At 63.2% G+C, this 25,919-nt stretch carries 24 protein-coding genes and 4 pseudogenes; 17 read left to right on the top strand and 11 right to left on the bottom strand.

What is annotated here, in order from left to right; all coding sequences use genetic code 11:
* Positions 1-13 precede the first annotated feature (13 nt).
* A pseudogene (gene ccmA, locus AC0V7N_RS06335) lies at positions 14-618 on the bottom strand (heme ABC exporter ATP-binding protein CcmA).
* Positions 619-904: 286 nt separating this feature from the next.
* On the opposite strand from ccmA, the pseudogene acnA reads away from it, so the two are divergent.
* Positions 905-3,594: pseudogene (gene acnA / locus AC0V7N_RS06330) on the top strand (aconitate hydratase AcnA).
* 148 nt (positions 3,595-3,742) lie between these two features.
* On the opposite strand, the gene AC0V7N_RS06325 reads toward acnA, so the two are convergent.
* Positions 3,743-4,429 carry a ceramidase domain-containing protein gene (locus AC0V7N_RS06325; RefSeq protein ID WP_475455723.1) on the bottom strand — a complete coding sequence of 229 codons (687 nt, stop codon included), beginning with the start codon at positions 4,427-4,429 and terminating at the stop codon, positions 3,743-3,745.
* 178 nt (positions 4,430-4,607) lie between these two features.
* Here AC0V7N_RS06325 and AC0V7N_RS06320 point away from each other — a divergent pair, with 178 nt between their 5' ends.
* Together AC0V7N_RS06320 and AC0V7N_RS06315 are read left to right on the top strand one after the other, a co-directional pair.
* Positions 4,608-5,393, top strand: a complete 786-nt coding sequence (locus AC0V7N_RS06320; RefSeq protein WP_475455721.1) for a DUF1223 domain-containing protein — start codon at positions 4,608-4,610, stop codon at positions 5,391-5,393.
* A gap of 667 nt (positions 5,394-6,060) precedes the next feature.
* Complete coding sequence (locus AC0V7N_RS06315) at positions 6,061-6,447, top strand: DUF2794 domain-containing protein (protein ID WP_475455719.1); 387 nt, start codon at positions 6,061-6,063, stop codon at positions 6,445-6,447.
* A 143-nt stretch (positions 6,448-6,590) separates the two neighbouring features.
* On the opposite strand, the gene AC0V7N_RS06310 is transcribed toward AC0V7N_RS06315, so the two are convergent.
* From AC0V7N_RS06310 to AC0V7N_RS06295, 4 genes and pseudogenes are all read right to left on the bottom strand, one after another.
* A complete protein-coding gene (locus AC0V7N_RS06310; RefSeq protein WP_475455717.1) occupies positions 6,591-7,169 on the bottom strand; it encodes a GNAT family N-acetyltransferase in 579 nt (192 codons plus the stop codon).
* Between the two features lie 118 nt (positions 7,170-7,287).
* Positions 7,288-8,061 carry a Bax inhibitor-1/YccA family protein gene (locus tag AC0V7N_RS06305; protein ID WP_475455715.1) on the bottom strand — a complete coding sequence of 258 codons (774 nt, stop codon included), beginning with the start codon at positions 8,059-8,061 and terminating at the stop codon, positions 7,288-7,290.
* A 332-nt stretch (positions 8,062-8,393) separates the two neighbouring features.
* A pseudogene (locus AC0V7N_RS06300) lies at positions 8,394-10,942 on the bottom strand (ABC transporter permease).
* Positions 10,942-11,637, bottom strand: coding sequence for an ABC transporter ATP-binding protein (locus AC0V7N_RS06295; RefSeq protein ID WP_172222125.1), 696 nt, complete (start codon positions 11,635-11,637; stop codon positions 10,942-10,944). The pseudogene AC0V7N_RS06300 and the gene AC0V7N_RS06295 overlap by 1 nt, the downstream one beginning before the upstream one ends.
* Before the next feature lie 86 nt (positions 11,638-11,723).
* On the opposite strand from AC0V7N_RS06295, the gene AC0V7N_RS06290 reads away from it, so the two are divergent.
* Complete coding sequence (locus AC0V7N_RS06290; RefSeq protein WP_475455713.1) at positions 11,724-12,368, top strand: arylesterase; 645 nt, start codon at positions 11,724-11,726, stop codon at positions 12,366-12,368.
* Between the two features lie 129 nt (positions 12,369-12,497).
* Entirely contained in the window at positions 12,498-13,094 is a 597-nt protein-coding gene (thpR, locus tag AC0V7N_RS06285) for an RNA 2',3'-cyclic phosphodiesterase (RefSeq protein WP_475455711.1), read from the top strand.
* On the opposite strand, the gene AC0V7N_RS06280 is transcribed toward thpR, so the two are convergent.
* On the bottom strand, positions 12,998-13,516 hold the full coding sequence (locus tag AC0V7N_RS06280) for a low molecular weight protein-tyrosine-phosphatase (RefSeq protein ID WP_475455709.1): 519 nt from the start codon (positions 13,514-13,516) through the stop codon (positions 12,998-13,000). The genes thpR and AC0V7N_RS06280 overlap by 97 nt on opposite strands.
* A gap of 104 nt (positions 13,517-13,620) precedes the next feature.
* Here AC0V7N_RS06280 and AC0V7N_RS06275 point away from each other — a divergent pair, with 104 nt between their 5' ends.
* The 7 genes and pseudogenes from AC0V7N_RS06275 (at position 13,621) to AC0V7N_RS06245 (ending at position 17,981) form a co-directional block, all read left to right on the top strand.
* The gene (locus tag AC0V7N_RS06275; protein ID WP_475455707.1) at positions 13,621-13,914 is read left to right on the top strand and encodes a 4a-hydroxytetrahydrobiopterin dehydratase; all 294 of its coding nucleotides are present in this window, start codon (positions 13,621-13,623) and stop codon (positions 13,912-13,914) included.
* Between the two features lie 365 nt (positions 13,915-14,279).
* Positions 14,280-14,642 (top strand): YkvA family protein, encoded by a 363-nt coding sequence (locus tag AC0V7N_RS06270; RefSeq protein ID WP_475455705.1) that lies wholly within the window; start codon positions 14,280-14,282, stop codon positions 14,640-14,642.
* Between the two features lie 274 nt (positions 14,643-14,916).
* The gene (locus tag AC0V7N_RS06265; RefSeq protein ID WP_475455703.1) at positions 14,917-15,420 is read left to right on the top strand and encodes an invasion associated locus B family protein; all 504 of its coding nucleotides are present in this window, start codon (positions 14,917-14,919) and stop codon (positions 15,418-15,420) included.
* Between the two features lie 16 nt (positions 15,421-15,436).
* The gene (locus tag AC0V7N_RS06260) at positions 15,437-15,685 is read left to right on the top strand and encodes a hypothetical protein (protein WP_475455701.1); all 249 of its coding nucleotides are present in this window, start codon (positions 15,437-15,439) and stop codon (positions 15,683-15,685) included.
* Between the two features lie 138 nt (positions 15,686-15,823).
* A pseudogene (gene rlmN / locus AC0V7N_RS06255) lies at positions 15,824-17,056 on the top strand (dual-specificity RNA methyltransferase RlmN).
* The gene (locus tag AC0V7N_RS06250; RefSeq protein WP_475455697.1) at positions 17,053-17,499 is read left to right on the top strand and encodes a hypothetical protein; all 447 of its coding nucleotides are present in this window, start codon (positions 17,053-17,055) and stop codon (positions 17,497-17,499) included. The pseudogene rlmN and the gene AC0V7N_RS06250 overlap by 4 nt, the downstream one beginning before the upstream one ends.
* A complete protein-coding gene (locus tag AC0V7N_RS06245; RefSeq protein ID WP_475455695.1) occupies positions 17,499-17,981 on the top strand; it encodes a hypothetical protein in 483 nt (160 codons plus the stop codon). The genes AC0V7N_RS06250 and AC0V7N_RS06245 overlap by 1 nt, the downstream gene beginning before the upstream one ends.
* On the opposite strand, the gene AC0V7N_RS06240 is transcribed toward AC0V7N_RS06245, so the two are convergent.
* Positions 17,953-18,594: a LysE family translocator gene (locus tag AC0V7N_RS06240; protein WP_475455693.1), complete on the bottom strand. Its 642-nt coding sequence runs from the start codon at positions 18,592-18,594 to the stop codon at positions 17,953-17,955. The two genes, AC0V7N_RS06245 and AC0V7N_RS06240, sit on opposite strands and share 29 nt — an antisense overlap.
* 85 nt (positions 18,595-18,679) lie before the next feature.
* Positions 18,680-20,734 carry a putative bifunctional diguanylate cyclase/phosphodiesterase gene (locus AC0V7N_RS06235; RefSeq protein ID WP_475455691.1) on the bottom strand — a complete coding sequence of 685 codons (2,055 nt, stop codon included), beginning with the start codon at positions 20,732-20,734 and terminating at the stop codon, positions 18,680-18,682.
* A gap of 404 nt (positions 20,735-21,138) precedes the next feature.
* Between AC0V7N_RS06235 and AC0V7N_RS06230 the strand changes: the two genes are divergently transcribed.
* Entirely contained in the window at positions 21,139-22,362 is a 1,224-nt protein-coding gene (locus AC0V7N_RS06230) for an argininosuccinate synthase (protein WP_475455689.1), read from the top strand.
* Positions 22,363-22,414: 52 nt separating this feature from the next.
* Here AC0V7N_RS06230 and AC0V7N_RS06225 read toward each other — a convergent pair whose 3' ends face one another.
* Positions 22,415-22,741: a hypothetical protein gene (locus tag AC0V7N_RS06225; protein WP_475455687.1), complete on the bottom strand. Its 327-nt coding sequence runs from the start codon at positions 22,739-22,741 to the stop codon at positions 22,415-22,417.
* Between the two features lie 97 nt (positions 22,742-22,838).
* On the opposite strand from AC0V7N_RS06225, the gene AC0V7N_RS06220 reads away from it, so the two are divergent.
* From AC0V7N_RS06220 to AC0V7N_RS06210, 3 genes are all read left to right on the top strand, one after another.
* A complete protein-coding gene (locus AC0V7N_RS06220) occupies positions 22,839-23,045 on the top strand; it encodes a hypothetical protein (protein ID WP_496627758.1) in 207 nt (68 codons plus the stop codon).
* A 108-nt stretch (positions 23,046-23,153) separates the two neighbouring features.
* Positions 23,154-23,384: a hypothetical protein gene (locus tag AC0V7N_RS06215; protein ID WP_475455683.1), complete on the top strand. Its 231-nt coding sequence runs from the start codon at positions 23,154-23,156 to the stop codon at positions 23,382-23,384.
* A gap of 243 nt (positions 23,385-23,627) precedes the next feature.
* Positions 23,628-24,560 (top strand): IS110 family RNA-guided transposase, encoded by a 933-nt coding sequence (locus AC0V7N_RS06210; protein ID WP_475455038.1) that lies wholly within the window; start codon positions 23,628-23,630, stop codon positions 24,558-24,560.
* A gap of 239 nt (positions 24,561-24,799) precedes the next feature.
* On the opposite strand, the gene AC0V7N_RS06205 is transcribed toward AC0V7N_RS06210, so the two are convergent.
* Positions 24,800-25,597, bottom strand: a complete 798-nt coding sequence (locus tag AC0V7N_RS06205; RefSeq protein WP_475455681.1) for a lytic murein transglycosylase — start codon at positions 25,595-25,597, stop codon at positions 24,800-24,802.
* 145 nt (positions 25,598-25,742) lie between these two features.
* Between AC0V7N_RS06205 and AC0V7N_RS06200 the strand changes: the two genes are divergently transcribed.
* Positions 25,743-25,877 (top strand): hypothetical protein, encoded by a 135-nt coding sequence (locus tag AC0V7N_RS06200; protein WP_475455679.1) that lies wholly within the window; start codon positions 25,743-25,745, stop codon positions 25,875-25,877.
* Positions 25,878-25,919 lie beyond the last annotated feature (42 nt).

Raw genomic sequence — 25,919 nt, 5'->3', positions numbered from 1 at the left:
CAGAACGCCGACATCAAAGAACTACCCCCATCCTCAACTCCGCCCCTTCGATCCCCAACGGCAGATGCGTCGCCGCGACAATCATCCCACCCCCAGCGCAATGCTTCCCCATCAACCCCGCAAACCGCTCCTCCGAAGCCTTGTCCAGCCCAGCCGTCGGCTCATCGAGCAGCCACAGCGGTCGCCTACTCACCAAAAGTTTCGCGATCGCCGCGCGCCGCCGCTGCCCCGTCGAGAGATAGCCGAACGGCAGATGGCCAATGCCAATCAGCCCAACCGTCTCCAGCACCTCTTCAACGCCGACATCTCCACCGCCATTGAAATCGCGCCAGAACCGCAGGTTCTCCGTCACGCTGAGCGCCGGCTTCATCGCGTTCTGGTGACCAAGGTAGTGACAGGCCGAAGCAATCGACGGAAACGGCTCGCCGCCGCCTTCGAGCAGCAGCCGGCCCTCCGCCACCGGCAGCAGCCCGGCAATGATCCTCAGCAAGGTTGATTTGCCCGATCCATCGGCCCGGTGACGACCAGCGCCTGGCCGTCACCGAGGTCAAAACCAACCCCGGAAAACACGCTCTCACCGCCGCGTTCGCCGCCCAGATTTTCGGCGATAAGCCGCATCCCTCGCCTGCCCTGAAAACAATGTTTCGCGAGCGCTGCCGCATCGCACAAATTTGCTCTTCGACTGTCTAGAACTATTCCAGAAAATTCTCTATATGCGGGTCATCCGTGCCAGCGGTCGGCACGGGAACAAGAATTTGCGCCGAACCAGCGCACGCGCCGCCTTGAACGGCTCGGGTTGCTTGGGAACGGACAGCGGAAATGGCCGTACCCGCACCTTTGCGCGTGATTGCATGCCATCGGCGTCCGTTCCCTTTCAGGCTGAACAGACAAGGACGGACCGCACGTGTCAAAATCCCTCGATAGTTTCAATTGCCGTCGCACGCTGACCGCGGGCGGCACCGAATATGCCTATTTCGACCTCATCGAGGCCGAGAAGAACGGCCTGACCGGCATCGCCCAGCTGCCCTATTCGATGAAGGTGCTGCTGGAGAACCTGTTGCGCAACGAGGACGGCCGCTCCGTCACCAAGGAATCGATCCAGGCGGTTGCCGGCTGGCTGACCGACAAGGGCACCGCCGGCGTCGAGATCGCCTATCGCCCGGCCCGCGTGCTGATGCAGGATTTCACCGGCGTTCCGGCCGTGGTCGATCTGGCCGCCATGCGCGACGCCATGGCCTCGCTCGGCGGTGATCCGCAGAAGATCAACCCGCTGGTTCCCGTCGACCTCGTCATCGACCATTCCGTCATCGTCGACGAATTCGGCACGCCGCTGGCCTTCGCCCGCAATGTCGAACTCGAATATGAGCGCAACGAGGAGCGCTACAAGTTCCTGAAATGGGGCCAGCAGGCGTTCCGCAACTTCCGCGTCGTGCCGCCCGGCACCGGCATCTGCCACCAGGTCAACCTCGAATATCTCGGCCAGGTCGTCTGGACCAACAGCGAGGACGGCGAAGTCACCGCCTATCCCGACACCTGCGTCGGCACCGATTCGCACACCACCATGATCAACGGCCTTGGCGTGCTCGGCTGGGGCGTCGGCGGCATCGAGGCCGAGGCGGCCATGCTTGGCCAGCCCGTCTCCATGCTTTTGCCCGAAGTCATCGGCTTCCGCCTCACTGGCAAGCTGAAGGAAGGCGTCACCGCCACCGACCTCGTGCTCACCGTCACCCAGATGCTGCGCAAGAAGGGCGTCGTCGGCAAGTTCGTCGAGTTCTTCGGCCCGGGCCTCTCCAATATGACGCTGGCCGACCGCGCCACCATCGGCAATATGGCGCCCGAATATGGCGCCACCTGCGGCTTCTTCCCGGTTGATAGCGAGACCATCCGCTACCTCACAATGTCCGGCCGCAGCGAGGATCGCATCGCGCTGGTCGAGGCCTATTCAAAGGCACAAGGCCTGTGGCGCGACACCGGCTCCGCCGACCCGGTCTTCACCGACCTGCTCGAGCTTGAGCTTGGCAGCGTCGTGCCGTCTATGGCCGGCCCCAAGCGCCCCGAGGGCCGTGTCGCTCTGGAAGGCATTCCGGCCGGCTTCGCCAAGGCGATGGAGACCGAGTACAAGAAGGCGGCCGAGATCTCCAAGCGCTACGCCGTCGAAGGCACCGACCATGACCTCGGCCATGGCGACGTCGTCATCGCCGCCATCACCTCGTGCACCAACACTTCGAACCCGAGCGTGCTGATCGGCGCCGGCCTTCTGGCCCGCAACGCCAACCGCCTCGGCTTGAAGCAGAAGCCATGGGTAAAGACGTCGCTCGCCCCCGGCAGCCAGGTCGTGGCTGATATCTCGAAAAGTCCGGCCTGCAGAAGGAGCTCGACCAGATCGGCTTCAACCTGGTCGGCTTCGGCTGCACCACCTGCATCGGCAATTCCGGCCCGCTGCCGGCGCCGATCTCGAAAACCATCAATGACAAGGGCTTGATTGCCGCCGCGGTGCTTTCCGGCAACCGCAATTTCGAAGGCCGCGTCTCGCCCGACGTGCAGGCCAACTACCTGGCGTCGCCGCCCCTGGTCGTGGCGCATGCGCTGGCTGGAACTGTCACCAAGGATCTGACCACCGAACCGCTCGGCGAGGACAAGAACGGCAATCCGGTCTACCTCAAGGACATCTGGCCGAGCTCGGCCGAGATCCAGGAGTTCATCGAGAAGAACGTCACCCGCGAGCTGTTCGCCCGCAAATATGCCGACGTCTTCAAGGGGGACGAGCACTGGCAGAAGGTGCAGGCGCCGGAAGGCCAGACCTATGCCTGGGACGACAATTCGACCTATGTGCAGAACCCACCCTATTTCGCCGGCATGACCGCCGGTTTCGGCAAGATCGGCGACATCAAGGGCGCCCGCGTGCTCGGCCTGTTCGGCGACAAGATCACCACCGATCACATCTCGCCGGCGGGTTCGATCAAGGCCGCTTCGCCGGCCGGCAAATACCTCACCGACCATGGCGTCGGCGTCGCCGACTTCAACCAGTACGGCACGCGGCGCGGCAACCATGAGGTGATGATGCGCGGCACCTTCGCCAACATCCGCATCCGCAACCACATGCTGGGCGAGAACGGCCGCGAGGGCGGCTACACCATCCACTATCCGTCGAAGGAAGAGGAATCGATCTACGACGCGGCGATGGAGTACAAGAAGGAAGGCGTGCCGCTGGTCATCTTCGCCGGTGTCGAATACGGCAACGGCTCGTCGCGCGACTGGGCGGCCAAGGGCACCAACCTGCTTGGCGTCCGCGCGGTCATCGCCCAGTCCTTCGAGCGCATCCATCGCTCGAACCTGGTCGGCATGGGCGTCATCCCCTTCGTCTTCGAGGACGGCACTTCGTGGGCCTCGCTCAATCTGAAGGGCGACGAACTGGTCGAGATCGACGGCCTCAGCGCCATCAAGCCGCGCCAGACGATGACCGCCAAGGTTACCTATGGCGACGGCACGGTGAAGAACGTGCCGATCATCTGCCGCATCGATACGCTGGACGAGCTCGACTACTTCAAGAACGGCGGCATTTTGCAATACGTGCTGCGCGATCTCGCCGCGTAGCAAGGGAATAAGGCAGTAGGGCAGTAGGGGAGTAGGGGAGTAGGGCAAGGAAGTCATCTCCCTACTGCCCTACTGCCCTACTGCCCTACTGCCTACTGCCCTACTGCCCTACTGCCCTACTGCCCTACTGCCCTACTGCCCTACTGCCCTACTGCCCTACTGCCCTACTGCCTACTTTCGGCGCTCCAAATCGCGCCGTCGCCGCCAGCAGCACCCCCAGCATCAGCCCGTTGAAGATGTGCCACAGGAAGTGCGTGCCGAGCGGAAAGCTGGCGCAGACCATCGGGTCGATCATGCGGCAGATGACGGACACCACGAAGATCGCCGACCCCGCCAGATTATACCAGCCGGCCCTGTTGCCGCTGGCCGTTACCCAGATGCCGAAGAAGGCGAGCGCCAGGAACGGCGGCAGGTAGCCCGTCGTGCCGTTCGACGCCTGGCGCAGCCAGTCCGGCACGGCGAAGGTTATCGCGCCGGCCACCACATAGAAGACGACGAAGATCGCAATCGCCTTGCCCCATTTCATGCCAAGGAAGCGGCGCAGATTGAGCAGCGTATAGGCGAGCGTGAAGCCGGCGATCGGCAGGATATCGACCCAGATCGTGCCCTTGGTGGCAAAGGTATGGAAGATCGTCGAGCCGATGCCGATCGCCACCACCCACCAAGCCAGCACCTCGGCGAAAGTGCCGGCCTTGCATCGGCGTACTTCCCGCACGCCCCACAATCCCGCGGCAATGAAAGCAAGGTTGGTCAAAGCATTCGTCGGCTCGGACCAAAGTCCAGGGCCGGTCCGCTCGCAATAGAGATCGACAGGGGTCAGGAGAGTTTGCCACATGGTGATGATGCCAGCCCCGAATCGAACCACGTCGTGAAATGCAGTGTCTCTCCTATTGCGACCTTACCTGCGGCTACAATGGCAAAATTTCACCTCAACGTGACTTCCCGTTGACTTCCGCTTCTGCCACATATTTCTGACAATCAGAACAAAGCCGGCGCCACCGGCGGGAATTGGAATGGTCATGGCCTGGCGAAGATCACTTTGGCTGGCAGCCTTTGCGCTGGCCTTCTCGGCTTTTGCCGGTGCTGGCCATGCCGGCGAAGCCGAACGAATCCAGGCGGACAAGCCCCAGCAGGACAAGCCGCTCGGCGTGGTCGAACTGTTCACCAGCCAGGGTTGTAGTTCCTGCCCGCCGGCCGATGCCTTCTTTGCCGAACTTGCGACCAAGGAAGACATCGTCGCGCTCTCCTATCACGTCGACTATTGGGACTATCTCGGCTGGAAGGACACGCTGAGCCGCAAGGAAAACACCGAGCGGCAATATGACTACATGCGCGCCTTCGGCAGCCGTTCGGTCTATACGCCGCAGGCGGTCCTCAATGGCCGCGTGCATGTCAACGGCGCCAATCGCGGCGAGGTCGACGGCGCGCTCGCCCGCATGGCGAGATCCGGCGAAGGCATGCACGTGCCCGTCAAGGTCAGCCGCACCAGCGACCGCGTGATCATCGATGCCGGCGATGCCGGCGCCGGTCCGAGCGACGCCCATGTCGTGATCGTCTATTTCGAACAGCCGCAGACGGTCAAGATCGCCCAGGGCGAGAACTCCGGCCGCAAGTTGACCTATTGGAACGCGGTCACCGGCATCCAGACCGCCGGCATGTGGCACGGCAAGGCGCAACGCTATGAATTGCCGATGAGCGAGATCACCAAGAAGGGCGGCTGCGCCGTGCTTCTGCAATCGGTCGGCAAGGACGGCATGCCAGGCCCCATCCTCGGCGCCGCGTTCATCCACAAGCCCTGACAGAATTTGCCGGAAATAACGCTGCCTTCGTCATCCTGGGGCGGAGCAGGAGCGAAGCTCCGTCGCGGAGACCCCGGGATCCATGCCGTGACATTTGCTGCATGTAAAAGCGGTCCAGGGTCGAGCGTTTCTCTCGACTCGGCCTGATCGACACCAACCTTGTGCTACCGTTCATCCTGAACCGCCGCGCTCTTCGGCAGATGTCGCGGCATGGATCCCAGGGTCTGCGCGCCGCTTCGCGTCGCTCCGCCCTGGGATGACGACGGCTCGGGGCATCACGGTCGACCGGGCATGAAAAACCGACGTCAGCTTGCTTCTGACGCCGGTCATTTAGGTTTTGGGATCGTCGCACCCGATTCTTCCGAGGAAAAACCGAGGTTGGTTCGATCCGACGCAGACCCGTGGGCGGGGGGCTTGGGGTTTACGAGCCGGTGCCGGACCGAACCGTCTCAGGCAACGCCGGTAAATTCGTCGGACATTGGGGCATGAGCGCGGATAAAAAAAGGCAGAAATGTGGCGAAGCATCACCAATTCCAACATGCGGTTTGCAAACGTGACTGGACGTGACGGAAAAGGCGCGCCGCTGCAGTCGCTTCGCCGGCTCTTGCAATTGCAGCGCGAAGGGGCCAATTTTGGTTGGCAAAGATTCATTTTGAAGGATCGAGGCATGACTGATGACAGCGGCGGGACGGGGGATGGTGACGCATCCGCAATATTGATCCCGCTGCACGAGGCGCGACGAGAGCGCCTCGACCAGCCGGTGCGCTTCGACCGGCGTGAACTGGACCAGATCCTGAGACTCTACGGACGCATGGTCGCCGCCAATGAATGGCGTGACTACGCCATCGACCATCTCACCGACAGGGCCGTGTTTTCCGTCTTCCGCCGCGCCAGCGAAGTGCCGCTTTTCCAGATCGTCAAGGATCCGAAACTGGCCCGCAAGCAAGGCGCCTTCGCCGTCATCGCCGCCGGCGGCCGCATCCTCAAACGCGGCCAGGAGCTCGGCCGCGTGCTTGGCGTCTTCGACAGCAAGCTGAAAGTGGTCGAGGCCTGAGCGGGCGAATTAGAGCAGGGAATTGAAGAGTTGGAGAACTGAAGAGTTGGAGAAAAGGCACGGCACCCGACATAACCGCCGTCCTCTTTTGTTCTTCAGTTCCTCAATTCTTCAGTTCTTCAGTTCTTCAGTTCTCCAATTCCTCATTTCCCCCTAAGCCCCTCACGAAATCTCCGCTCCGGCAAAGAAGCCGGATCCGGCGGCAGCGTCGCCCCGCCGTTCAGCGACAGCTGCATGAACACCGTGTCCAGCCAGCGCCCGTGCTTGTAGCCGGAGCCTTCGAGCCGGCCTGAATGGCGAAAGCCGAGCTTTTCGTGCAGCCTGACCGAGGCGCTGTCGGCACGGCCGTCGCCGATCACCGCGACGATCTGGCGGAAGCCAGCCGCTTCGGCCGCCGCGATCAAGGCCTGCATCAGCATGAGTCCCACGCCCCGGCCCTTGGCCTCAGGCGCGACATAGACCGAATCCTCGATGACGAAGCGATAGGCGGGGCGCGGCCGGAAGGCGCCGGCATAGGCATAGCCGAGCACGGCGCCGGCCTTTTCCGCCACCAGATAGGGAAAGCCGCCGTCCGTGAGCGTAGCGAATCGCGTGCCCATCTCGGCGCGGCTTGGCGGCTCCAGCTCGTAGCTCGCCGTGCCATGTGTCACCGCGTCGGCGTAGATTCCGGTGATGGTGTCGAGGTCGGCCGCGCTGGCCGGCCGAATCACAATATTGCTCATTCTTTATGCAAGCCTTCTGTCTGCCTTCGATAACAGCAAACACCGGCGCAAAGAAAAGGGCGGCCGTTGGGCCGCCCTTTCCAAACTCTATGGTCCAGTCAGACCATGATGCGAAGCCTTAGCGGCGGTCGCCCATGAACTGCAGCAGGAACATGAACAGGTTGATGAAGTCGAGATAGAGCCTCAGCGCGCCCATGATGGCCTTGCGGCCGGCGACATCGGAAGCATCGCCCTCGAAATACATCTCCTTGATCTTCTGCGTGTCATAGGCGGTGAGGCCGGCGAAGACCAGCACGCCGATCGCCGAAACGGCAAAGGACAGCGCCGACGAGTGCAGGAAGAGGTTGATCACCGACGCGATGATGATGCCGAACACGCCCATGATCAGGAACGAGCCCATCGCCGTCAGGTCGCGCTTGGTCGTGTAGCCGAACAGCGACAGCGCACCGAAGGCGGCGGCGGTGGCGAAGAAGGTCTGCGAGATACTGGCCGTGGTGTAGACCAGGAAGATCGACGACAGCGACAGGCCGACGAGGCCGGCATAGACCCAGAACGTCGTCTGCGCGGCAGCAACGCTCATCGACTGAATCCTGAACGACAGGAAGAACACGGCGGCCAGCGGCGCCAGCATCACCACCCAGCGCAGCGGCGACCCGAAGATCGCATAGCCGAAGGACGTCAGCATCTCGCCGCTCGGCAGCGTTGCGACAGCCGAGGCCGGATCGGTGGTGGTGGCCAGCATGATCGTGCCGACGGCGGCAAGGCCGGTGATGAGGAGGCCAAGCCCCATCAGATTGTAGACCTTGATCATATAGGCGCGCAGACCCTGATCGATGTCGGCGCGGACGCCGGGCACCGCCGACGTCTGATAGTTGCGAATGGGATCAGCCATTGGAATCCTCTATTGCTTCTGCCCCGTCCGGTGTCGGGCCTCTTGCGGACCCAGGCGCCGCTGGCGGGGCTCCAGCATGCCTGTGGCGAAATATGATGGTTATTCGCGTCAAGAACAAGACCGTAACCGGATGTAACGGTTCGTGAGAGCCCGAAAGGCCGATTCCCGGGCTTTCCAGCCGGCATCGTTACCAAGATTTAATCCGGGATGGCCGCTGAGGCTCTGAAATTAGTGCATGTCGCCCAAAAGTGACCTCGGTTTTGGGAGGACGACATGCGTAAAGAACAAAGCTCTAAAGCGCGTCGCATGATTTGGTTTCAATGCGACGCGCTTTAGAGCTGGCGCAGCACCGGTGCGGCCTTGTGGCCGAGCACCCGCCAGGTACCGGCAAGGCCGATGCCGACGGTAATGACGAGCGAAAACAGAATGGTCGCCACCGCAACCTCGGGCATGAAATGCGACGGCAGCGTCATGATGCGGGCGACAATGTACCAGGCCGCGATCCCACCAGCCGCCAGCGCGAAGAGTGCGGTGGCCAGTCCGATCAGCATGTACTCGAGAGAGAACGCCGTGATCAGTGTTCTCCTGGTGGCGCCGAGCGTCTTCAGCACCACGGCATCGTGGATGCGCGCCCGGTTGCCGGCGGCGAGCGCACCGGCCAGCACCAGCACCGAAGCGATCAGCGCCACGCCGGCCGCGGCCCGGATCGCCGTGCCGAGCTGCCCGACCAGCCGGTTGACGACATCGAGCGCATCCTTGACCCGCACCGTCGTCACCGCCGGGAAGGCGCGGGTGACGGCCTTGAGGATGCGGGCGTCATCGGCCGTCGTGGCACTCTTTTCGGTCAGTGTTGCCATCCAGCCATGCGGGGCCCCAGTGAATGTGTTGGGCGAGAACACCATCACGAAATTGATGCCCATCGTTTCCCATTGGACCTGGCGGAAATTGGCGATCCTGGCCGTCACGTTGCGGCCAAGCACATTAACGGTGACGGTGTCGCCGAGCTTCAGCCCGATTTCCTTGCCTTCCACGGCCGAGAACGAAACCAGCGGCTCGCCGGCATAATTGTCCGGCCACCATTTGCCCTCGGTCAGCGTCGCGTTTGCCGGTTGTTTGGCATCATAGGTCAGGCCGCGATCGCCTTTCAGCACCCAGGCGCCTTCGGCCGGCACCTTGACCTTGTCGACATCGACGCCGTTGAGCGCCATCACCCGGCCGCGCAGCATCGGCACCTTGGCCAAAGTCCCCTGTGGTGCCTCCTTGCCGATCAACGCGGAGAATGCGTCGACATCGCTGCCCTGGATGTCGACGAAGAAGAAGTTCGGCGCCCGCTCCGGCAGGCTGCCGGAGATCTGCTGCCGCAGATTCCCGTCGATCAGCGCCAGCGTCACCAGCAGCGTCAGCCCGAGCCCCAGCGACAGCACCACCGACGGCGTCAAGGCGCCGGGCCGATGGATGTTGCCGACGGCGAGCCTGAGCGCCACGAAGCGCACGCGCGGGCTCTTCCTTGCCGCCCATTGCACCAGCGCGCCGACGAGCCGCAGCACCAGGAAGGCGAAGATGGTGGCGCCGACGAAGATCGAGGCGATGCGCTGGTCGCCCGAGAACAGGATGGCGAGCGCCGCCAGCAGCAGCGCGATGCCGACGGCCGATGCGACATAGATCGGGCGCGGCAAGCCACGGCCTTCCAGACCCATCTCGCGGAACAATGCGGTTGCCGGCACATCGCGGGCGCGGCCGAGCGGCAGCAGCGCGAAGGCCAGCGTCACCAGCAAACCGAACAGCGCCGCCATGCCGAGCGCGCCGGGATAGAAGCCACCCTCCGCCGGCACCGGGATGACGGACTGCAGCGCAGCACTCGCGGCAAAGGGCATCAGCGCGCCCAGCACCAGACCGAGCACGATGCCGAGTGCCGCGATGATCAGGATCTGCACCAGATAGACGGCAAAGACGAAGCCGCCGGAAGCGCCGAGGCTCTTGAAAGTGGCGATGACGCCGCGCTTGCCGTCGAGATAGGCGCGCACCGCATTGGCGACGCCGACGCCGCCGACCACCAGCGCCGTCAGCCCGACCAGCGTCAGGAACTGCGAGAAGCGTTCGATGTTGGAGGATAGTGCCGGCGCCGCATTGCCGCGCGTGCGGATCGACCAGCCAGCCTCCGGAAAATCTTTCGCCGCCTGGTCCTGGATGGCCTTGAGCCGCGCCTCGTCGGCGTCGGCCGGCAGCCGGACCTTGTAGGCATTTTCGACCAGGCTGCCCGGCTGCACCAATCTGGTGGCGGCCAGGCCTTCGGTCGAGATCATCAGCCTTGGCGCGAAACCGAAGCCGTCGGACACGGCATCCGGCTCGGTGACCAGCCTGGCGCGCAGCTCGAAGGTCGCTGTGCCGAGCTTCAGCCGGTCGCCGGGCTTGAGATGCAGCCGTTCGAACAACAGATCCGGTGCCGCCGCACCGAAGACGCCAAACTCTTCGCCGAACAGCTCCTGCTTCGACAGCTTCGGCTCGGTTTCCAGGGCGCCATAGAGCGGATAGGCGTCGTCGACCGCCTTGGCCTCGACCAGCGCCTGGTCCGACCATCGGCCAGGCGCGCCATCGAGCGCATGCTGGCGGTGCGTGAGACTGTGCCCAGCCCATCGAGGAAGCCGCGCTCCGCCTGACTGGCATCGCGCTGGTTGATCTGGAAGCGCAGGTCGCCACCAAGCAGCGTCTGGCCTTGGTCGGCGACGCCGGCGCTGATCGAACGGGCGACCGAATTGACGCCGCCGATCGCCGCGACGCCGAGCGCGATGCAGGCGAGGAAGATCAGGAAGCCGGACAAGCCGCCGCGCATCTCGCGCAGCGAGAAGCGGACAGCAAGCTTCAGCGTCTGCGTCAGCGGCATCAGGCGGTAACCTTGACCGGCGCCGGCGCTTCGATCCGGCCGGAGCGCATCGAGACCTGGCGCGAACAGCGCGCCGCAAGTGCAGGATCGTGGGTGACCAGCACCAGCGTCATGCCGCGCTCGGCTGCCTTGGCGAACAGAAGGTCGGCAACTTGCCGCCCCGTCGCCTGGTCGAGATTGCCGGTCGGCTCGTCGGCGATAAGAATGCGCGGAGACGGCGCCAGCGCCCGGGCGATCGCCACACGCTGCTGTTCACCGCCCGAGAGCTCGCCGGGATAATGGGTGACGCGGTCGGAGAGGCCCACCGCCGCCAGCTCGCGTGCCGCCACCGAAAACGGATCGGCGTGGCCGGCCAGTTCCAGCGGCACCGCGACATTTTCGAGCGCCGTCATATTGGGGATGAGGTGGAAGGACTGGAACACGATGCCAATGTTTCGGCCACGAAACGAAGCAATCTGGTCCTCGCTCTTACCGTTGAGCAGCTCGCCGGCGATTCGTACCGTACCCGAATCGACCCTTTCCAGGCCTGCCAGCACCATCAGCAGTGTCGACTTGCCGGAGCCTGAAGGCCCGACGATGCCGGTCGCCTCGCCATGCGCCACTTCGAGGCTGACGCCTTTCAGCACATGGACGGATGAAGCGCCCTCGCCGAGTGTCAGCGAAACGTCTTTCAGCGCGATGACGGCTTCTGTCAAAATGAAAGTGTCCTATATGGAACGTCAGGGCTCTGCTTGCCGGAAGCCTTCGCCGGAAGAGTTTTCTGTCATATGGGGCCTGCCGCATGTCTTTCAAACGCAGTATTGCCGCAGGCTTGATCCTTTTCGTCGCCGTTTGCGGCGCCATTTCGTCGGCGCGGGCCGAGCCATTCAAGATCGTCGGCTTCGGTGACAGCCTGATGGCGGGCTTTGGCCTCGGGCCGGGCGAGGGTTTTACCGACAAGCTCCAGGCAGCTTTGCGCGCCAAAGGCCATGACGTAGCCGTGGCAAATGCCGGTGTTTCCGGTGACACCACCAGCGGCGGCCTGGCGCGGCTCGACTGGTCGGTGCCGGACGGAACCCAGCTGGTCATCCTCGAACTCGGCGCCAACGACATGCTGCGCGGCGTCGCGCCCGATATCGCCGGGAAGAACCTCGACGAGATGCTGGGCAAGCTGAAACAGCGCAAGATCGCCGTGCTTCTTGCCGGCATGCGCGCCGCGCCCAATCTCGGCGCCGACTACCAGACCGCCTTCGACGCCATCTTTCCGGACCTGGCCGCGAAGTACGGCGTCCCACTCTATCCGTTCTTCCTCGACGGCGTCGCCGGCCAGCCCGGCCTGCAGCTCGAGGACGGGCTGCATCCCAACGCCAAGGGGGTCGATCTGATGGTCGAGCGCATCCTGCCCACCGTCGAGAAGGCCATCGCGGCGGTGCCGGGCGGGTCCTGAGAGCGGCTGGAACCGCCTTCCGTTAGGGAAGTTTTTAGCAAAGCCTGTGACCAATAAACCTCTTGCTCCATCAGGCTATCGATGATTCGCTAGCAGATGACAGTTCGATTCGAGGAAGGGAGGCTCATCATGCCGCGTCTTTTCACCGCCCTCGAAATTCCGCGTGACGCCGCCCTTTCGCTGTCCCTGCTGCGGGGCGGCCTGCCAGGCGCCCGCTGGATCGATGTCGAAAACTACCATTTGACGCTGCGCTTCATCGGTGATGTCCCCGGTCACGTCGCTGACGAGATCGCCAACGCGCTCGACCGCGTCCACCGCCCCTCCTTCTCGCTGACACTGTCCGGTGTCGGCGCTTTCGGCCAGAAGAAGCCGCACGCTGTATGGGCCGGCGCCTCCGCTTCGCCCGATCTTGCCGCCCTTCAGGGCGAAATCGAACGCATCTGCCAGCGGCTCGGCATTCCCGCCGACCCGCGCAAGTTCATGCCGCATGTGACGCTGGCGCGCCTGCGCAATTCGACCCCGCTGGATGTCGCCCAATATCTGTCGGCGCGCGGCAATTTCTCGACGCTGCCGTTCCGCATCGGACGCTTCGTCCTGATGTCGTCGCGCGATTCGGTCGGCGGCGGGCCCTACATCGTCGAGGAAGCCTGGCCGCTGTCCGGCCCCGACGCTCGCGCTTCCAGCCGTGTCGCCAGCACCTCCGACGCCTCGCGGATCATGCGGTAGACTTCGGCAAAGGCCTCCGCCCCGTCATAGTAGGGATCGGGCACGTCGCGCGCCTTTCCATGCGCGAACTCCAAGAAGAGCTGCACCCGGTCGCGCGCAGCCGCCGGCGCCAGCGCCTTGAGATCGGCGACATTCGAGCGATCCATGCCGAGGATCAGGTCGAAACGGGAGAAATCCTCTGGCCTGACCTTGCGTGCCCTCTGCCCGGAAATGTCGATGCCGTGATGCGAGGCAATCGCGATCGAGCGTGGATCAGGCGCCGAGCCGACCTCCCAGCCGCTGGTAGCGGCCGAATCGAGCTGGATATCCCGGCCCCAGCCACGCTCCGCCCAGACGGCGCGAAAGACGCCCTCGGCGAGCGGCGACCGGCAGATGTTGCCGAGGCAAACGAAAAGAATGGAATTTATCGGCTTTATGCTCATTCGATATGCGCCGTTTGTGCATTTGGGACCCTAAAACCGCAAAGCACTTCTGGGCGACTTGCTTTATGGTGAGGGTCAAATTCGAGATAGCACGGGAAATCATCATGACGAGAGAAAAACTCAGCAAGGACGCCATCACCGCTGCCCTTGCCGAACTCGGCGACTGGTCGCTGGCCATGGACGGCGCCTCGATCAAGCGCAGCTTCGTCTTCAAGAATTTTTCCGAAGCCTTCGCCTTCATGACCCGCGTCGCGCTGGCAGCCGAGAAGATGGACCATCACCCCGACTGGTCAAATGTCTACAAGACCGTCGACGTGACGCTGAACACCCATGACGCCGGCGGCGTCACGGCGCTCGACATAGCGCTGGCAAAGAAGATGAACGGATACGCTGGTTAGGCATCGGGAGACCTGTCGGCGCAGGGCCCTAACCTCGTCATATCTGGGCGGAGCGACGCGAAGCGGCGCGCAGACCCTGGGATCCACTCCGTGACCTTGCCACGGAGTGCAGCAGTGCAGAATTCTGGAAAGTGGTGACGCGCTGGAGTCCCGGCATGGATTCTAGGGTCTGCGCCGCGTCGCTTCGCTCCTTGCTCCGCCCTAGAATGACGACGGGGAGAGGCTTCAGCTAATCTCCAAGGGAGCAATTGCCGGTCAGCACTCGCCATTTATGACCCCGCACCTTGCACCCGGGTTCACCTTTCACCACATTTTCCTCGCGAGCCATGCACCAGGAAGCGCATGAGACCCGCAAGGAGTGATTGATGGCGCAACAACCCGGTTTTGATTTCTTCGGCTTTGGCGACAAGCTCGGTGGCGAAAGCGAAGTGCGCGAAAGATTCTGGCGCACGGCCAAGAAGGCCGCACGGCAGATCCCGTTCATGGAAGACGTCGTCGCCGCTTACTACTGCGCCATGGACAAGAACACACCGATGCGCGCCAAGGGCATATTGGTGGCCGCGCTCGGCTATTTCGTCCTGCCCTTTGACCTCATCCCCGACTTCATCTTCGGGCTCGGCTTCACCGACGACATCGCCGTGCTGACCGCCGCGATCACCGCCGTCAGCGCCCACATCACGCCGGCGCATCGCCAGGCCGCCAAGGACGCCATCGCCGACAAGGGCTGAGCGTCTTCAGCCGGCACGTGTCCCCTGGATCCCAGGCGTTCAGCGGCCGGCGAAAAAGTCAAACTCTTGCCGCTTTCGTGGCCTCCAAGTCGCCGAAGGGACGTCGCGCCGGCCGCTGACAAGGCGGCGGCGCGGGAATGGCGGCGGTTTCCTGGGGTGAGCGTCCCTTTGTTGAGGGAAATTCACCGTTTGGTAACCCAGATTAAATCAAAATGAACCGACGGCAGGACGCCAAGCGGCCCGCCTCCGCACCATTTGGAATACGGGAAAGACTATGCGCGGATTGATAGCACTGGTTTCGAGTCTGGTCCTGGTGGCCTCGGCGGCGCCTGTTCTGGCGCAGCAGGCGACCAAGATCGGCCAGCACAATGCCTGGGGCACCTACAGCTACCAGGCATCGGGCGGCAAGGTCTGTTACGTGCTCACCGTGCCGACCGACAAGCAACCGCCGACGCTCGACCATGGCGACATGTTCTTCTTCGTCAGCCAGCGGCCGGGACAGCAGGTGTCCTACGAGCCGCAGTTCATTGCCGGCTACACCTTCCAGGAAGGCTCCAAGGCCACCGTCACCATCGACAAGAAGTCGTTCTCGATGTTCACGAAAGGCAAGTCGGCCTGGGTCGAGAACGCCGCCGAGGAACCGGTGCTGATCGCCGCCATGAAGACCGGCACCGACATGAAGGTGACGGCGAAGTCCGGCCGCGGCAATCCCACCTCCTACGTCTTCTCGCTGAAGGGCATTTCGGCGGCGCTGACATCGATTGCCAAGTGTAAATAGGCTGGCGCCAATCCCGATGGCTGACCGCGACATCGATGCCGCGATACGAGAAGTGATCATGGAGCGGTGGCAGAAAACCGCCATGATCATCATGAAGTCAGATGAAGTGCTTCGCAAAGCCCGCGTGAAAGCGTCCTATGAAGAGATCGCCGAGCGAATTTCGGCTCTCGCCGCGCGGGGCGATATTGAAAACCAGGGCGACCTTTCCCTGTGGCGCAACAGTGAAGTTCGCCTGCCGCAGGCGGTACCGGGCGGCAGAGAGTAGGCGCGATTCTCGTCTCCTCTCTCTCGGAGAACGAAGGCTGTCCTGCATGACTCTGCCTTCAACCTGTGCTATGCGCCGCGCTTCCAGTTACGGCACGATGGATGAAATCGGCCGCAAACCGCTTATATCTGTGCAACCATGACCCTTTCCTTCGACCTCACCACTGAAGGTGCCCGTGACGCGTTGCGCGCCCGCGCCGCGCCCGAGAAGCCGTCGCTGATCGGCCTGACCCGTGCCGAGCTCGCAGAGGCGCTCGTCGCGTCCGGTATCGTGCCGGAGCGCCAGGCCAAGATGCGCGCCCAGCAGCTCTGGCACTGGATGTATGTGCGCGGCGTCTCCGACTTCCCCGGCATGCTCAACATCTCCAAGGATCTGCGCGCCGAACTCGACAAGCATTTCACCGTCGCGCGGCCCGAGATCGTCGAGGAGCAGATTTCTTCCGACGGCACCCGCAAATGGCTGTTCCGCTTCCCGCCGCGCGGCGCCGGCCGTCCGGTCGAGATCGAAACCGTCTATATCCCAGAGGAAGGCCGCGGCACGCTCTGCATCTCCTCGCAGGTCGGCTGCACGCTGACCTGTTCGTTCTGCCACACCGGCACGCAGAAGCTGGTGCGCGAATTTGACCGCTGAGGAAATCCTGGCGCAATTGCTCACCGCGCGCGACCGGCTCGGCGACTTCCCGACCGTGACACGCCGGACGGCGCCATCGTGCCGGCCGAGGGCCGCAAAGTGTCCAACATCGTCATGATGGGCATGGGCGAGCCGCTCTACAATTTCGAGGCGGTGAAGAAAGCGCTGCTGATCGCTTCCGACGGCGACGGACTTTCCCTGTCGAAGCGCCGCATCACACTGTCGACCTCCGGCGTCGTGCCGGAAATCTTCCGCACCGGCGAGGAGATCGGCGTCATGCTGGCGATCTCGCTGCATGCCACCAATGACGATCTGCGCGACCTCCTGGTGCCGATCAACAAGAAGTATCCGCTGAAGGAACTCATCGCCGCCTGCCGTGCCTATCCCGGCCTGTCCAACGCCAAGCGCATCACCTTCGAATATGTGATGTTGAAGGACGTCAACGATTCCATCGAGGACGCCAAGGGCCTGATCAAGCTGCTCAAGGGCATTCCGGCCAAGATCAACTTGATCCCGTTCAACCCGTGGCCCGGCACCAACTACCAGTGCTCGGACTGGGAGACGATCGAGAAATTCGCCGACTACATCAACAATGCCGGCTATGCCTCGCCGATCCGCACCCCGCGCGGCCGCGACATCCTCGCCGCCTGCGGCCAGCTGAAGTCGGACTCGGAGCGCATGCGCAAGGTCGACCGGCTGGCGCTGGAAGCCATGATGATCGCGGGGCATGGGGAGGCGTGAGCCGTCTCGTCGCCGGGCTCAAACGCTTCGCCATCGTAGCCGTCGGTTATATCGCCGGTGTGCTGACCTCGATCCTGGTACCGGTGCTGCTGATCACCCTTTTGGAAGGGATCGAGTATGGCAATTGGTCCCTGGTCTTCACCTTCGACTGGCTGGGCTCCTTCCCGCTCGCCGTGTTGACGGTGGCGATCTGCGCGCTGCTGATTGTCGGCCCCGCGATCCTGGTCGCCGAATGGCTTTCGCTGCGGGGATGGTTTTATTTCGCGGTCACGGGCGCGATCACCTCCATCGCATTTGGCGTTCTTGTCCCGGGCTCGGCCGGCGGCTTTGTTTTCAATCCGGGCTTTCTCGGCTTTCTGGCCACGGCCGGCACCGCCGCCGGTTCGGTCTACTGGCTGTTGGCTGGGCGCAGGTCAGGCCGTCTTATGAAGCGAGATCCGTGATGGCCCGCTTCGTCTCCTACCTCCTGCGCTTTGCCATGATCCTGTTCGGCTATGCCGTCGCCTCGCTGGCGGCGAGCGCTTTCCTCAATGTCCTGTTCCTGGCCTCGCTCGGCTATACGCCTGATCACACGCACCCAACGGCGACGGCTTCGCTGTATTTCTCGATACCCTTCGTCGCCCTGTTCGTTGCCTATTTCGCCTTCATGCCGGCGGTGATCGTCATCCTGACCGCCGAAATCCTCGGCCGGCGCGACTGGCTGTACTATGCGCTGGCGGGTGCCGTGGTGGCGGCCGTCTTCCTCGGCCTGGTCGACCACGCGCCCGATTCCACCTTCGCGGTCACCGACACCAGCGCCATCATGGCGGTGATCGGCGGCGGCATGGTCGGCGGCATCTTCTACTGGCTGAGCGCCGGGCGCTGGGCCGGAAGCTGGTGGAAAGACGACAGCGCTTCTACTTCGCCTGGGCCGTCAGGATCTTGAGCGCGAAGGCCGAGAACACGCCGGCGAAGAGATAGTCGACCACCCGCGTGACGCGCGGGCTGGCCTTCATCGCCGCGGAAAATTTCTCCGCCGCCAGCACCATCGGCGCCGTTACCGGGATCGACAGCACGATGAACATGGCGCCGAGGAAGAACAGCTTTCCCGGTGCGTGCGGATCATGCGCGGAGACGAACTGCGGCAGGAAGGTCATGAAGAACAGGATGATCTTCGGGTTGAGCAGGTTGACGCCAAGTCCGGCCGCCCAGCTGCGCAACAGCGAGATCTGCGGACCCGTCTTCTTTTCGGGTGAAAAGGCCGAGCCCTTGGCGATCGCCTGCCAGGCCAGGAAGACGAGATAGCCGGCGCCAAAAATCTTCAGCACGAAGAAGGCCATCGGCGAGGCGACGATCAGCGCCGAGACGCCGACCACCACCAGCGTGGTGTGGACCAGCGTGCCGCACAGCGCGCCGGCCATCGAGGCAAAGCCGGTGGCACGCCCCTGGCTCAGCGTGCGCGAGACGAACAAGGTCATGTCGGGACCAGGCGTGATCGCCAGGATGACCGTGGCGATGGCGAACTGGATCAGTGTGGTGGTGTCGGGAATGAAGAACATGGAAGGGACCCGGGAGACCCGGAGCCTATACAAGATGCGTCGCGCCAGCGCCAGATGCGAGGTTGGCGCCCGACAGCAGTGGTGTCTAAGCCGCCGACTGATCGAGTCCGACCAGCACGACAGCTGCCGTTCCGGTCAACAAAATCTGATCGATCGGCTTGGGGCGGCCGAGGAAATAGCCTTGCGCCTCGTTGCAGCCTTCGACCTGCAGGATGGTGAGCTGGACGTGCGTCTCGACGCCCTCGGCAAGCACGGGAATGTCGAGGCTGCGCCCCAGTGTCAGCACGGCGCGGATGATCGCCTTGGCCTGCGGGCTTCGCTCGACATCGGCCATGAAGGAGCGGTCGAGCTTGATCTTGTCGAACGGGAACGAGCGCAGCGTGTCGAGCGAGGAATAGCCGGTGCCGAAATCATCGATCGCGATCGTCACGCCCAGCGCCTTGATCTGGCGCAGCACGTGCAGCGTGCGCACCTTGTCGGCGACGATCGTCGATTCGGTCAGCTCGAGCTCGAGACGCTTCGGCGACAGGCCGGTCTCGATCAGGATCTGGTGGACGAGCTTGGCAAGGTCGGCATGGGCGAACTGCACCGGCGACAGATTGACCGCGATCTTGTGGCCATTGTCCCAGGACGCCGCCTGCCGGCAGGCGGTGCGCAACACCCACTCGCCGATCGGCAGAATGGAGCCATTCTCCTCGGCGATCGGAATGAATTCGGCGGGCGGCACCATGCCGTGCACGGGATGGGTCCAGCGCAGCAACGCCTCGTAGCCGCAGGTGGCGCCGGTCGCAACCGAGGTCTGCACCTGATAGTGCAGCGAGAGCTCGCCGCGCTCGATCGCCAGGCGAAGGTCGGTGGCCAGCGCCCGGCGCGCCCGCGCCGTCTCGTCCATGGCCGATTCGTAGAAGCAGACGGCCCGCGTCACGTCATTCTTGGCCCGGTACATGGCCAGATCCGCATTGCTGACCAGCCTCTCCCGGTCGGCGCCGTCGCGCGGGTAGACGGCGACGCCGATGCTGGCGCCGGTGACGGTCTCGAAATCGTCGATCCGCAACGGCTGGAACAATGATTTTTCCAGCCGCGACACCAGGCCAAGCAGCTCGTTCTGGTCCTTGAAGCGCTTGATGGCGGCAAATTCGTCGCCGCCTAGCCGGGCGACGAACTCGCCGTCGCCAGCCAGTTTCGCCAGCCTGCGGGCAATGATCTTGAGCGCCTGGTCGCCGGCCGCGTGTCCCCTGAGGTCGTTGATTTCCTTGAAGCGGTCGAGATCGATGACGATGACGGCGGTCTTCGTGTCCTTATCCTCGCCCGCCCGCTCGATCTCATGGTCGAGGCGGTCGTTGAAGGAGACCCGGTTGGCAAGGCCGGTGAGCGAGTCGTTCAACGCCAGATGCTGCAGCCGCTCGAAGCTCTCGAGCCGGCCGCGTTCATCGATCAGATAGCTGGCAAAGCCGGTGGCGGCGACGATCAGGCCGACCACGGCGACCGCGACGGCCATCGCTTCGAGGATATCGGGATTGGTGCCGGTGGTGATGAAGGAGAGCGGCGTCACCGCCACCGCCGCCATCGCCGTGAAATGCAGGCCGACGATCGCCAGCACGAGCAGTCCGATGCCGAGATAGTGCGACCAGCGATACGGCCGGCGCGCCGCCTGGCCGATCGCCGCGGCGGAGAATGCCATCGCGATCAGCACCGAAGCGACGACATAACGGGCGTCCCATTCGACGATGCCGGCCACGTGGTAGGCCATCATGCCGGTATAATGCATGGCCGAGATCCCCAGCCCGACGACGCATCCGCCCCATTCCGGCGCCAGACCGCGGCCTTTGTCCAGGGCAAGGCCGAAGCCCGCCCCGGTTCCAACCATGGCGATGACCAGCGAGATCATGGTGAGTGCCGGATCGAAGGTGATCGGCGCGCCGGGCTGATAGGCCAGCATGGCGATGAAATGCGTGCACCAGATCGAGGACCCAGCGGCGACCGCGGTCAGGAACAGCCATCCCCGCATCTGCACGCCAACGGTTTTCCTGGCGCGGTCCAGGAGACCGATCGTCACCCAGCAGCCGGTGACGCACATCAGCGCCGCCAGCAGGACGAGCCACAGATTATGCTCCGTGACGATGCATGATATAACGCGCATCAGGAATGGTCCAAGCCCGAGGACACCCGCAATGAGCGGGCAAAAGCCGCCTCGGCACTCGCGTGGCCGGCACAGCTCTGGCTCGCTGGTTTAGCGGCAGGACATGAAAACTTGCTTAAATCCCGGGCAAAAATGCAGCCCATGATTGTAGCCGGTTGTTCCCGCAGGGCATGATCCCGAACCGAAGGACCGCGCCAGCGAAAAGTGGCAACCGGTTTTCTCGGGCAAACGGTTTCCGTTTGTCCAGAGATCATGCTCCAACAAAGAGACATGATCGCCGCCTGCCGGGCGCTGGATCAGCAGTCTGGCACTGCCCCTGCTTGCTCGCTTTGCCGTTCCTGCTAAAAGGCGCTCCGACAATCCGTGACGCCCTTGCCCAGGCGTCCGCCATCGACGGAGCAGAAATGTCCAAGACCAAAGACGTCAAGAAAGTCGTGCTCGCCTATTCCGGCGGTCTCGACACATCCATCATCCTGAAATGGCTGCAGACCGAACTCGGCGCCGAAGTCGTCACCTTCACCGCCGATCTCGGTCAGGGCGGCGAGCTGGAGCCGGCGCGCCAGAAGGCCGAGATGATGGGCATCAAGGACATCCGCGTCGTCGACGTGCGCGAGGAATTCGTCTCCGACTTCGTCTTCCCGATGTTCCGCGCCAACACCGTCTACGAAGGCACGTATCTGCTGGGAACCTCGATCGCGCGACCGCTGATCTCCAAGCACCTCGTCGAGATCGCCAGGGAGACCGGCGCTGATGCGATCGCGCACGGCGCCACCGGCAAGGGCAACGACCAGGTGCGTTTCGAACTTTCCGCCTATGCGCTGAACCCCGACATCAAGGTCATCGCGCCTTGGCGCGACTGGTCGTTCAAGTCGCGCACCGACCTGATCAACTTCGCCGAGCAGCACCAGATTCCGGTGGCCAAGGACAAGCGGGGCGAGGCGCCGTTCTCTGTCGACGCCAACCTGCTGCACTCGTCTTCCGAGGGCAAGGTTCTCGAAGATCCGTGGAGCGAGCCGCCGGAATTTGTCCACCAGCGCACTGTTTCGCCGATGGATGCACCCGACAAGGTCACCGAGATCGAGATCGAATTCCTGAAGGGCGACCCGATCGCGCTCAACGGCAAGAAGCTGTCGCCGGCAACCATGCTGGCCGCGCTCAACGATCTCGGCCGCGACAATGGCATCGGCCGGCTCGACCTGGTCGAGAACCGCTTCGTCGGCATGAAGTCGCGCGGCGTCTACGAAACGCCCGGCGGCGCCATCCTGATCGTTGCCCACCGCGCCATCGAATCGATCACGCTCGACCGGGGTGCGGGCCACCTCAAGGACGAGTTCATGCCGCGCTACGCCGAGCTCATCTACAACGGCTTCTGGTTCTCGCCCGAGCGCCTGATGCTGCAGGCGATGATCGACAAGAGCCAGGAAGACGTCGAAGGCACGGTGCGGCTGAAGCTCTACAAGGGCAATGTTATCGTCACCGGCCGCAAGTCGAAGAAGACGCTCTATTCCGATGCGCTGGTCACCTTCGAGGACGACCGCGGCGCCTACGACCAGAAAGACGCCGCCGGCTTCATCCGCCTCAACGCGCTGAGACTGCGGACGCTCGCCGCGCGCAACCGCAAGGGCTGAGGGTTCAATAATAAAAACCCGGCCAATGCCGGGTTTTTGATTGAAGAGCCCACTATATCAGCGCTTTCTTGCTTGATCTTTGCAGGGTCTTATCTAGCGTCGTCGCAACGGGTTTGGGGCGATTGATCATGAAGGTCCGATTTTTGACAGTGTCTGCGATGATCGTCGCATTGGCTGGCTGCCAGAGCAGCCAAGAGGCTGTGAAGCAGGATCCCAAAGCGGCATTCGGCCGATGCATGGCCAATGTCGCGACCTGGAACATCACGGCCAAGCACGAAGCCACCGCTTTCATGGGCGTTTCGGCGGCAAACATGCCGACCGTCTTCTGTCGACGCCTGGTCGATGCGATGCTTAGCGGGCGACTGACCTTGTCCGACATAAACAGGCTCCAGACCAACCAATCCACCGACGTTTGGAGGATCATAAAGGGCAAATGACCGTCGCCGCATCGGAACCACCGGTGGGGGGTCGGCCTTTTGTGCCCAGCCTGGCTGCGCAATCTCGGCGGATGGCTGACGCCGCTGCTTGTTCTAACGAGTCCCGTGACCGCCGTGGCCGAGGATTTCGATCCCGCCTCCCTCGACCTCGCCGCGCTCATCGAATGCAAGGCCGACGTGCCTGCTTATAACGGCTTTGCCCTGTGGCTGTGCGGCGAGCCCGGTGCGGCGGAGACACTAGGCTGAAAAGGGGTTGCATCAGGCAATCCATTTCTCAGCCAATATGAACTGCCCGCTCCGGTCCACGTCTTCGGGCGCGAGGCGGGAACAATCGTCTTTACCGCGACAGGGCCGATGGCCGTGCTTGACGGCATCGCCGCGCCCGACCTCGCCCGGCAGCTGCAGATCCCGGCGATGGTTTCGACGCCGGATAAATTCCTTGGCGAGAAGGTGGTGACCGAAAGCACCGAGGACACCGGCGGCATCAGTCTTTCCACGCGCATCACGCTCAATGTCTCGACCGTCGATACCCACCCCGGCAAGACGCTGGCCGGCTGTTCCTACCTGATTGACGTTGGCGATTAGCCGGGAACATCCATCGCTTCGTCATCCACGGGCGGAGCAAGGAGCGTAGCGACGCGGCGCAGACCCGAGGATCCTGTGTGTCGGTGCCATGCTATGTCTGAAGTGGGAAGGAGACCGAGAGGATCCTGGTCGTCCTTTTGAGGACAGGCCGTGGCATGGCTCGGTCCCTTCCCACCGGTGAACCATCAACCTGAACAGTTGCACGGGGCTGTTAGCAGCAGACCCCGCACCACAGGAAGAGGCATGGACATGATAATGCAGAACTACGTCGGCTGCGATATCTCCAAGCAGTGGCTCGATTTTTTTGATGAGACAAGCGGGCATTCCCAGCGCATCGACAACCAGGCCGATGCGATCGCTGCCTATGTGGCAGGCCTTTATCCCGACCGAGATTTTGTGGTCATGGAGGCGACAGGCGTTCATGACCGGCTGCTGCGCCATGCGCTGGCCAAGGCAGGCGTTGCGTTCTCGCGACACAATCCGGCGCACACTCACCACTATGCGAAGTCGACGAGACGGCGCGCCAAGACCGATCGTCTCGATGCCAGGATGCTGAGCGGCTATGGCCGTCGCTATCACCCTGAGGCCGAGCCGGCGCCGCGCGAAGAAGGTGAACACCTTCAATCGCTTGCCCGCCTCCGAGACCAACTGGTCGAGATCAGGGCAAAGTTGAAGAAGCAACTCAGTGAGGCCTTTGACGAGACCGTCATCACCGAGCTCGAAGAGCTGATCGCAACCTTCAACACGCGCATCAAGGCGCTCGAGAGCCAGATCGCCGAGGTCATTCGTCAATCCGAGGATACGGCCCGCGACAATGCGCTGATGGTCTCCGTGCCCGGTGTCTCCAGGATCACCGCGTTCTCACTGCTGGCGCACCTGCCCGAGCTCGGCCTGCGTTCACCCAAGTCGATCGCGGCACTCGCCGGCCTTGCCCCCTTCGACAACAAGAGCGGCAAGCTCAACCGCAGGAGCCAGATCCAGGGCGGCCGGTCGCGCGTGCGCCGTGCCCTCTACATGGCAGCGCTGGGCGCCATCCGAGCCTGTGAGCGCTTCAGAGATTTCTATAGCGCCATCGCAGCCCGCTCAGGCTCAAAGAAACTGGCCATCATCGCTGTCGCAAGGAAGCTCCTCGTCGTCCTCAACGCCATCATCCGTGATAAAAAAGCATTCGCATAAACACAGTTGCCATGCCGCGACTCCTGAGCGCCGCTACAGCGCGGAATTCTGCTCCGCTGCACTCTTCGATTGACGTCCCGGCATGGATCCCAGGGTCTCCGCGACGGAGCTGCGCTCCTGCTTCGCCCTAGGATGACGACGTTACGTAGCCTGCGGCCAATCCCCAATGCCTGTGATGGTTCCATCAACAAAAAAGCCCGGCGCATGGCCGGGCTCTTTCTGTCGAACAGAGATCTCAATCAGTCGCCGTCGATCGCCGTGGCGATCTGCACGATGGCCTGCTGGTAGACGTTCGCGTCATTCCAGCCGGCAATTGCGCCGATATTGGCCGCAGCGCTAGCACCCCGCCGCCAGCCATGGGCCTTGAGGAAGTTGGCGGTGGAAGCCAACGCGGTGGCCTTGTCGCGCAGGTTTCCGCTGCCCACGCCATATTTCAGGACATTCCCGGGCAGGAACTGCGTATGGCCGATCTCGCCATGCGCAGCGCCGACCGACGAGGCGCTCAAAGCACCGCGATCAACCAGCTTCAGGGCCGCAATGGCATGTGGGTGGAAAAACGCCGGGCGACGGCAATCATAGGCAAGCGTCAAAATGGCGGAAACCGTATTCTGGTTGCCCATGGACGAGCCGAAGCCGGTCTCCATGCCCCAGATGGCCAGCAGCACACCAGGCGACACGCCGTAGTTGCTTTCGATCTGGCTGAACAGCGCCGCGTTCGACTTTTTCAGCGAACGGCCCTTGGAAATGATCGCCGCCCCGCCACGGCGCTTCATGAAGGCTTCCACCGAGCCACTGAAAGCCTTGTGGATGCCGCGATCGACGGAGATCGTCTTTGTCGCGTAGGTGGCGCCAGCCAAAGCGGCCAGACCCCTGGCGCCGACACCTTCGGACTTGGCCTCTGCGGCGAAGCCCGGCTTCCAAGCATCGAAGCCGGCGCCGGTGCTGCCACAACTGGCCGCGGCCTGTGCCCCCGTCGCCAGCCCAAGCACCGCCACCACCGCGGCCGCAAAAATCCTACCCTTGGCAAGAAATGCCATGTTGTTCTCCTGGTTGCCTGATTCACGTCCCATCTGCGAATTTGCCAGCGAAACGCGCACTTGTCACGGTCTGCGGCACAATGCTGGCGAATGCCGGGGAATTTGCCTACGATCAAGTGATTATTGTGGCGGGGTCGAAATAGCCATGGAAGACGTTGACGGCGCCGGCTCGGCGGCCGGTGAACAGCTCGCCGGCCCGCTGATCCAGACCTGCGGCGGTGCGCGCCTGTCGGGCGAAGCGGTGGCCAGACAGGTCGCCCCCCAGCTTGCGGCGAAATAGTCTCGATGCAATGCGGAACGCTGGCCGGCGGCTCGCGTTTGG

Source organism: Mesorhizobium kamtschaticum, from assembly GCF_056174585.1.
This window is presented reverse-complemented; position numbering and strand designations above follow the sequence as displayed.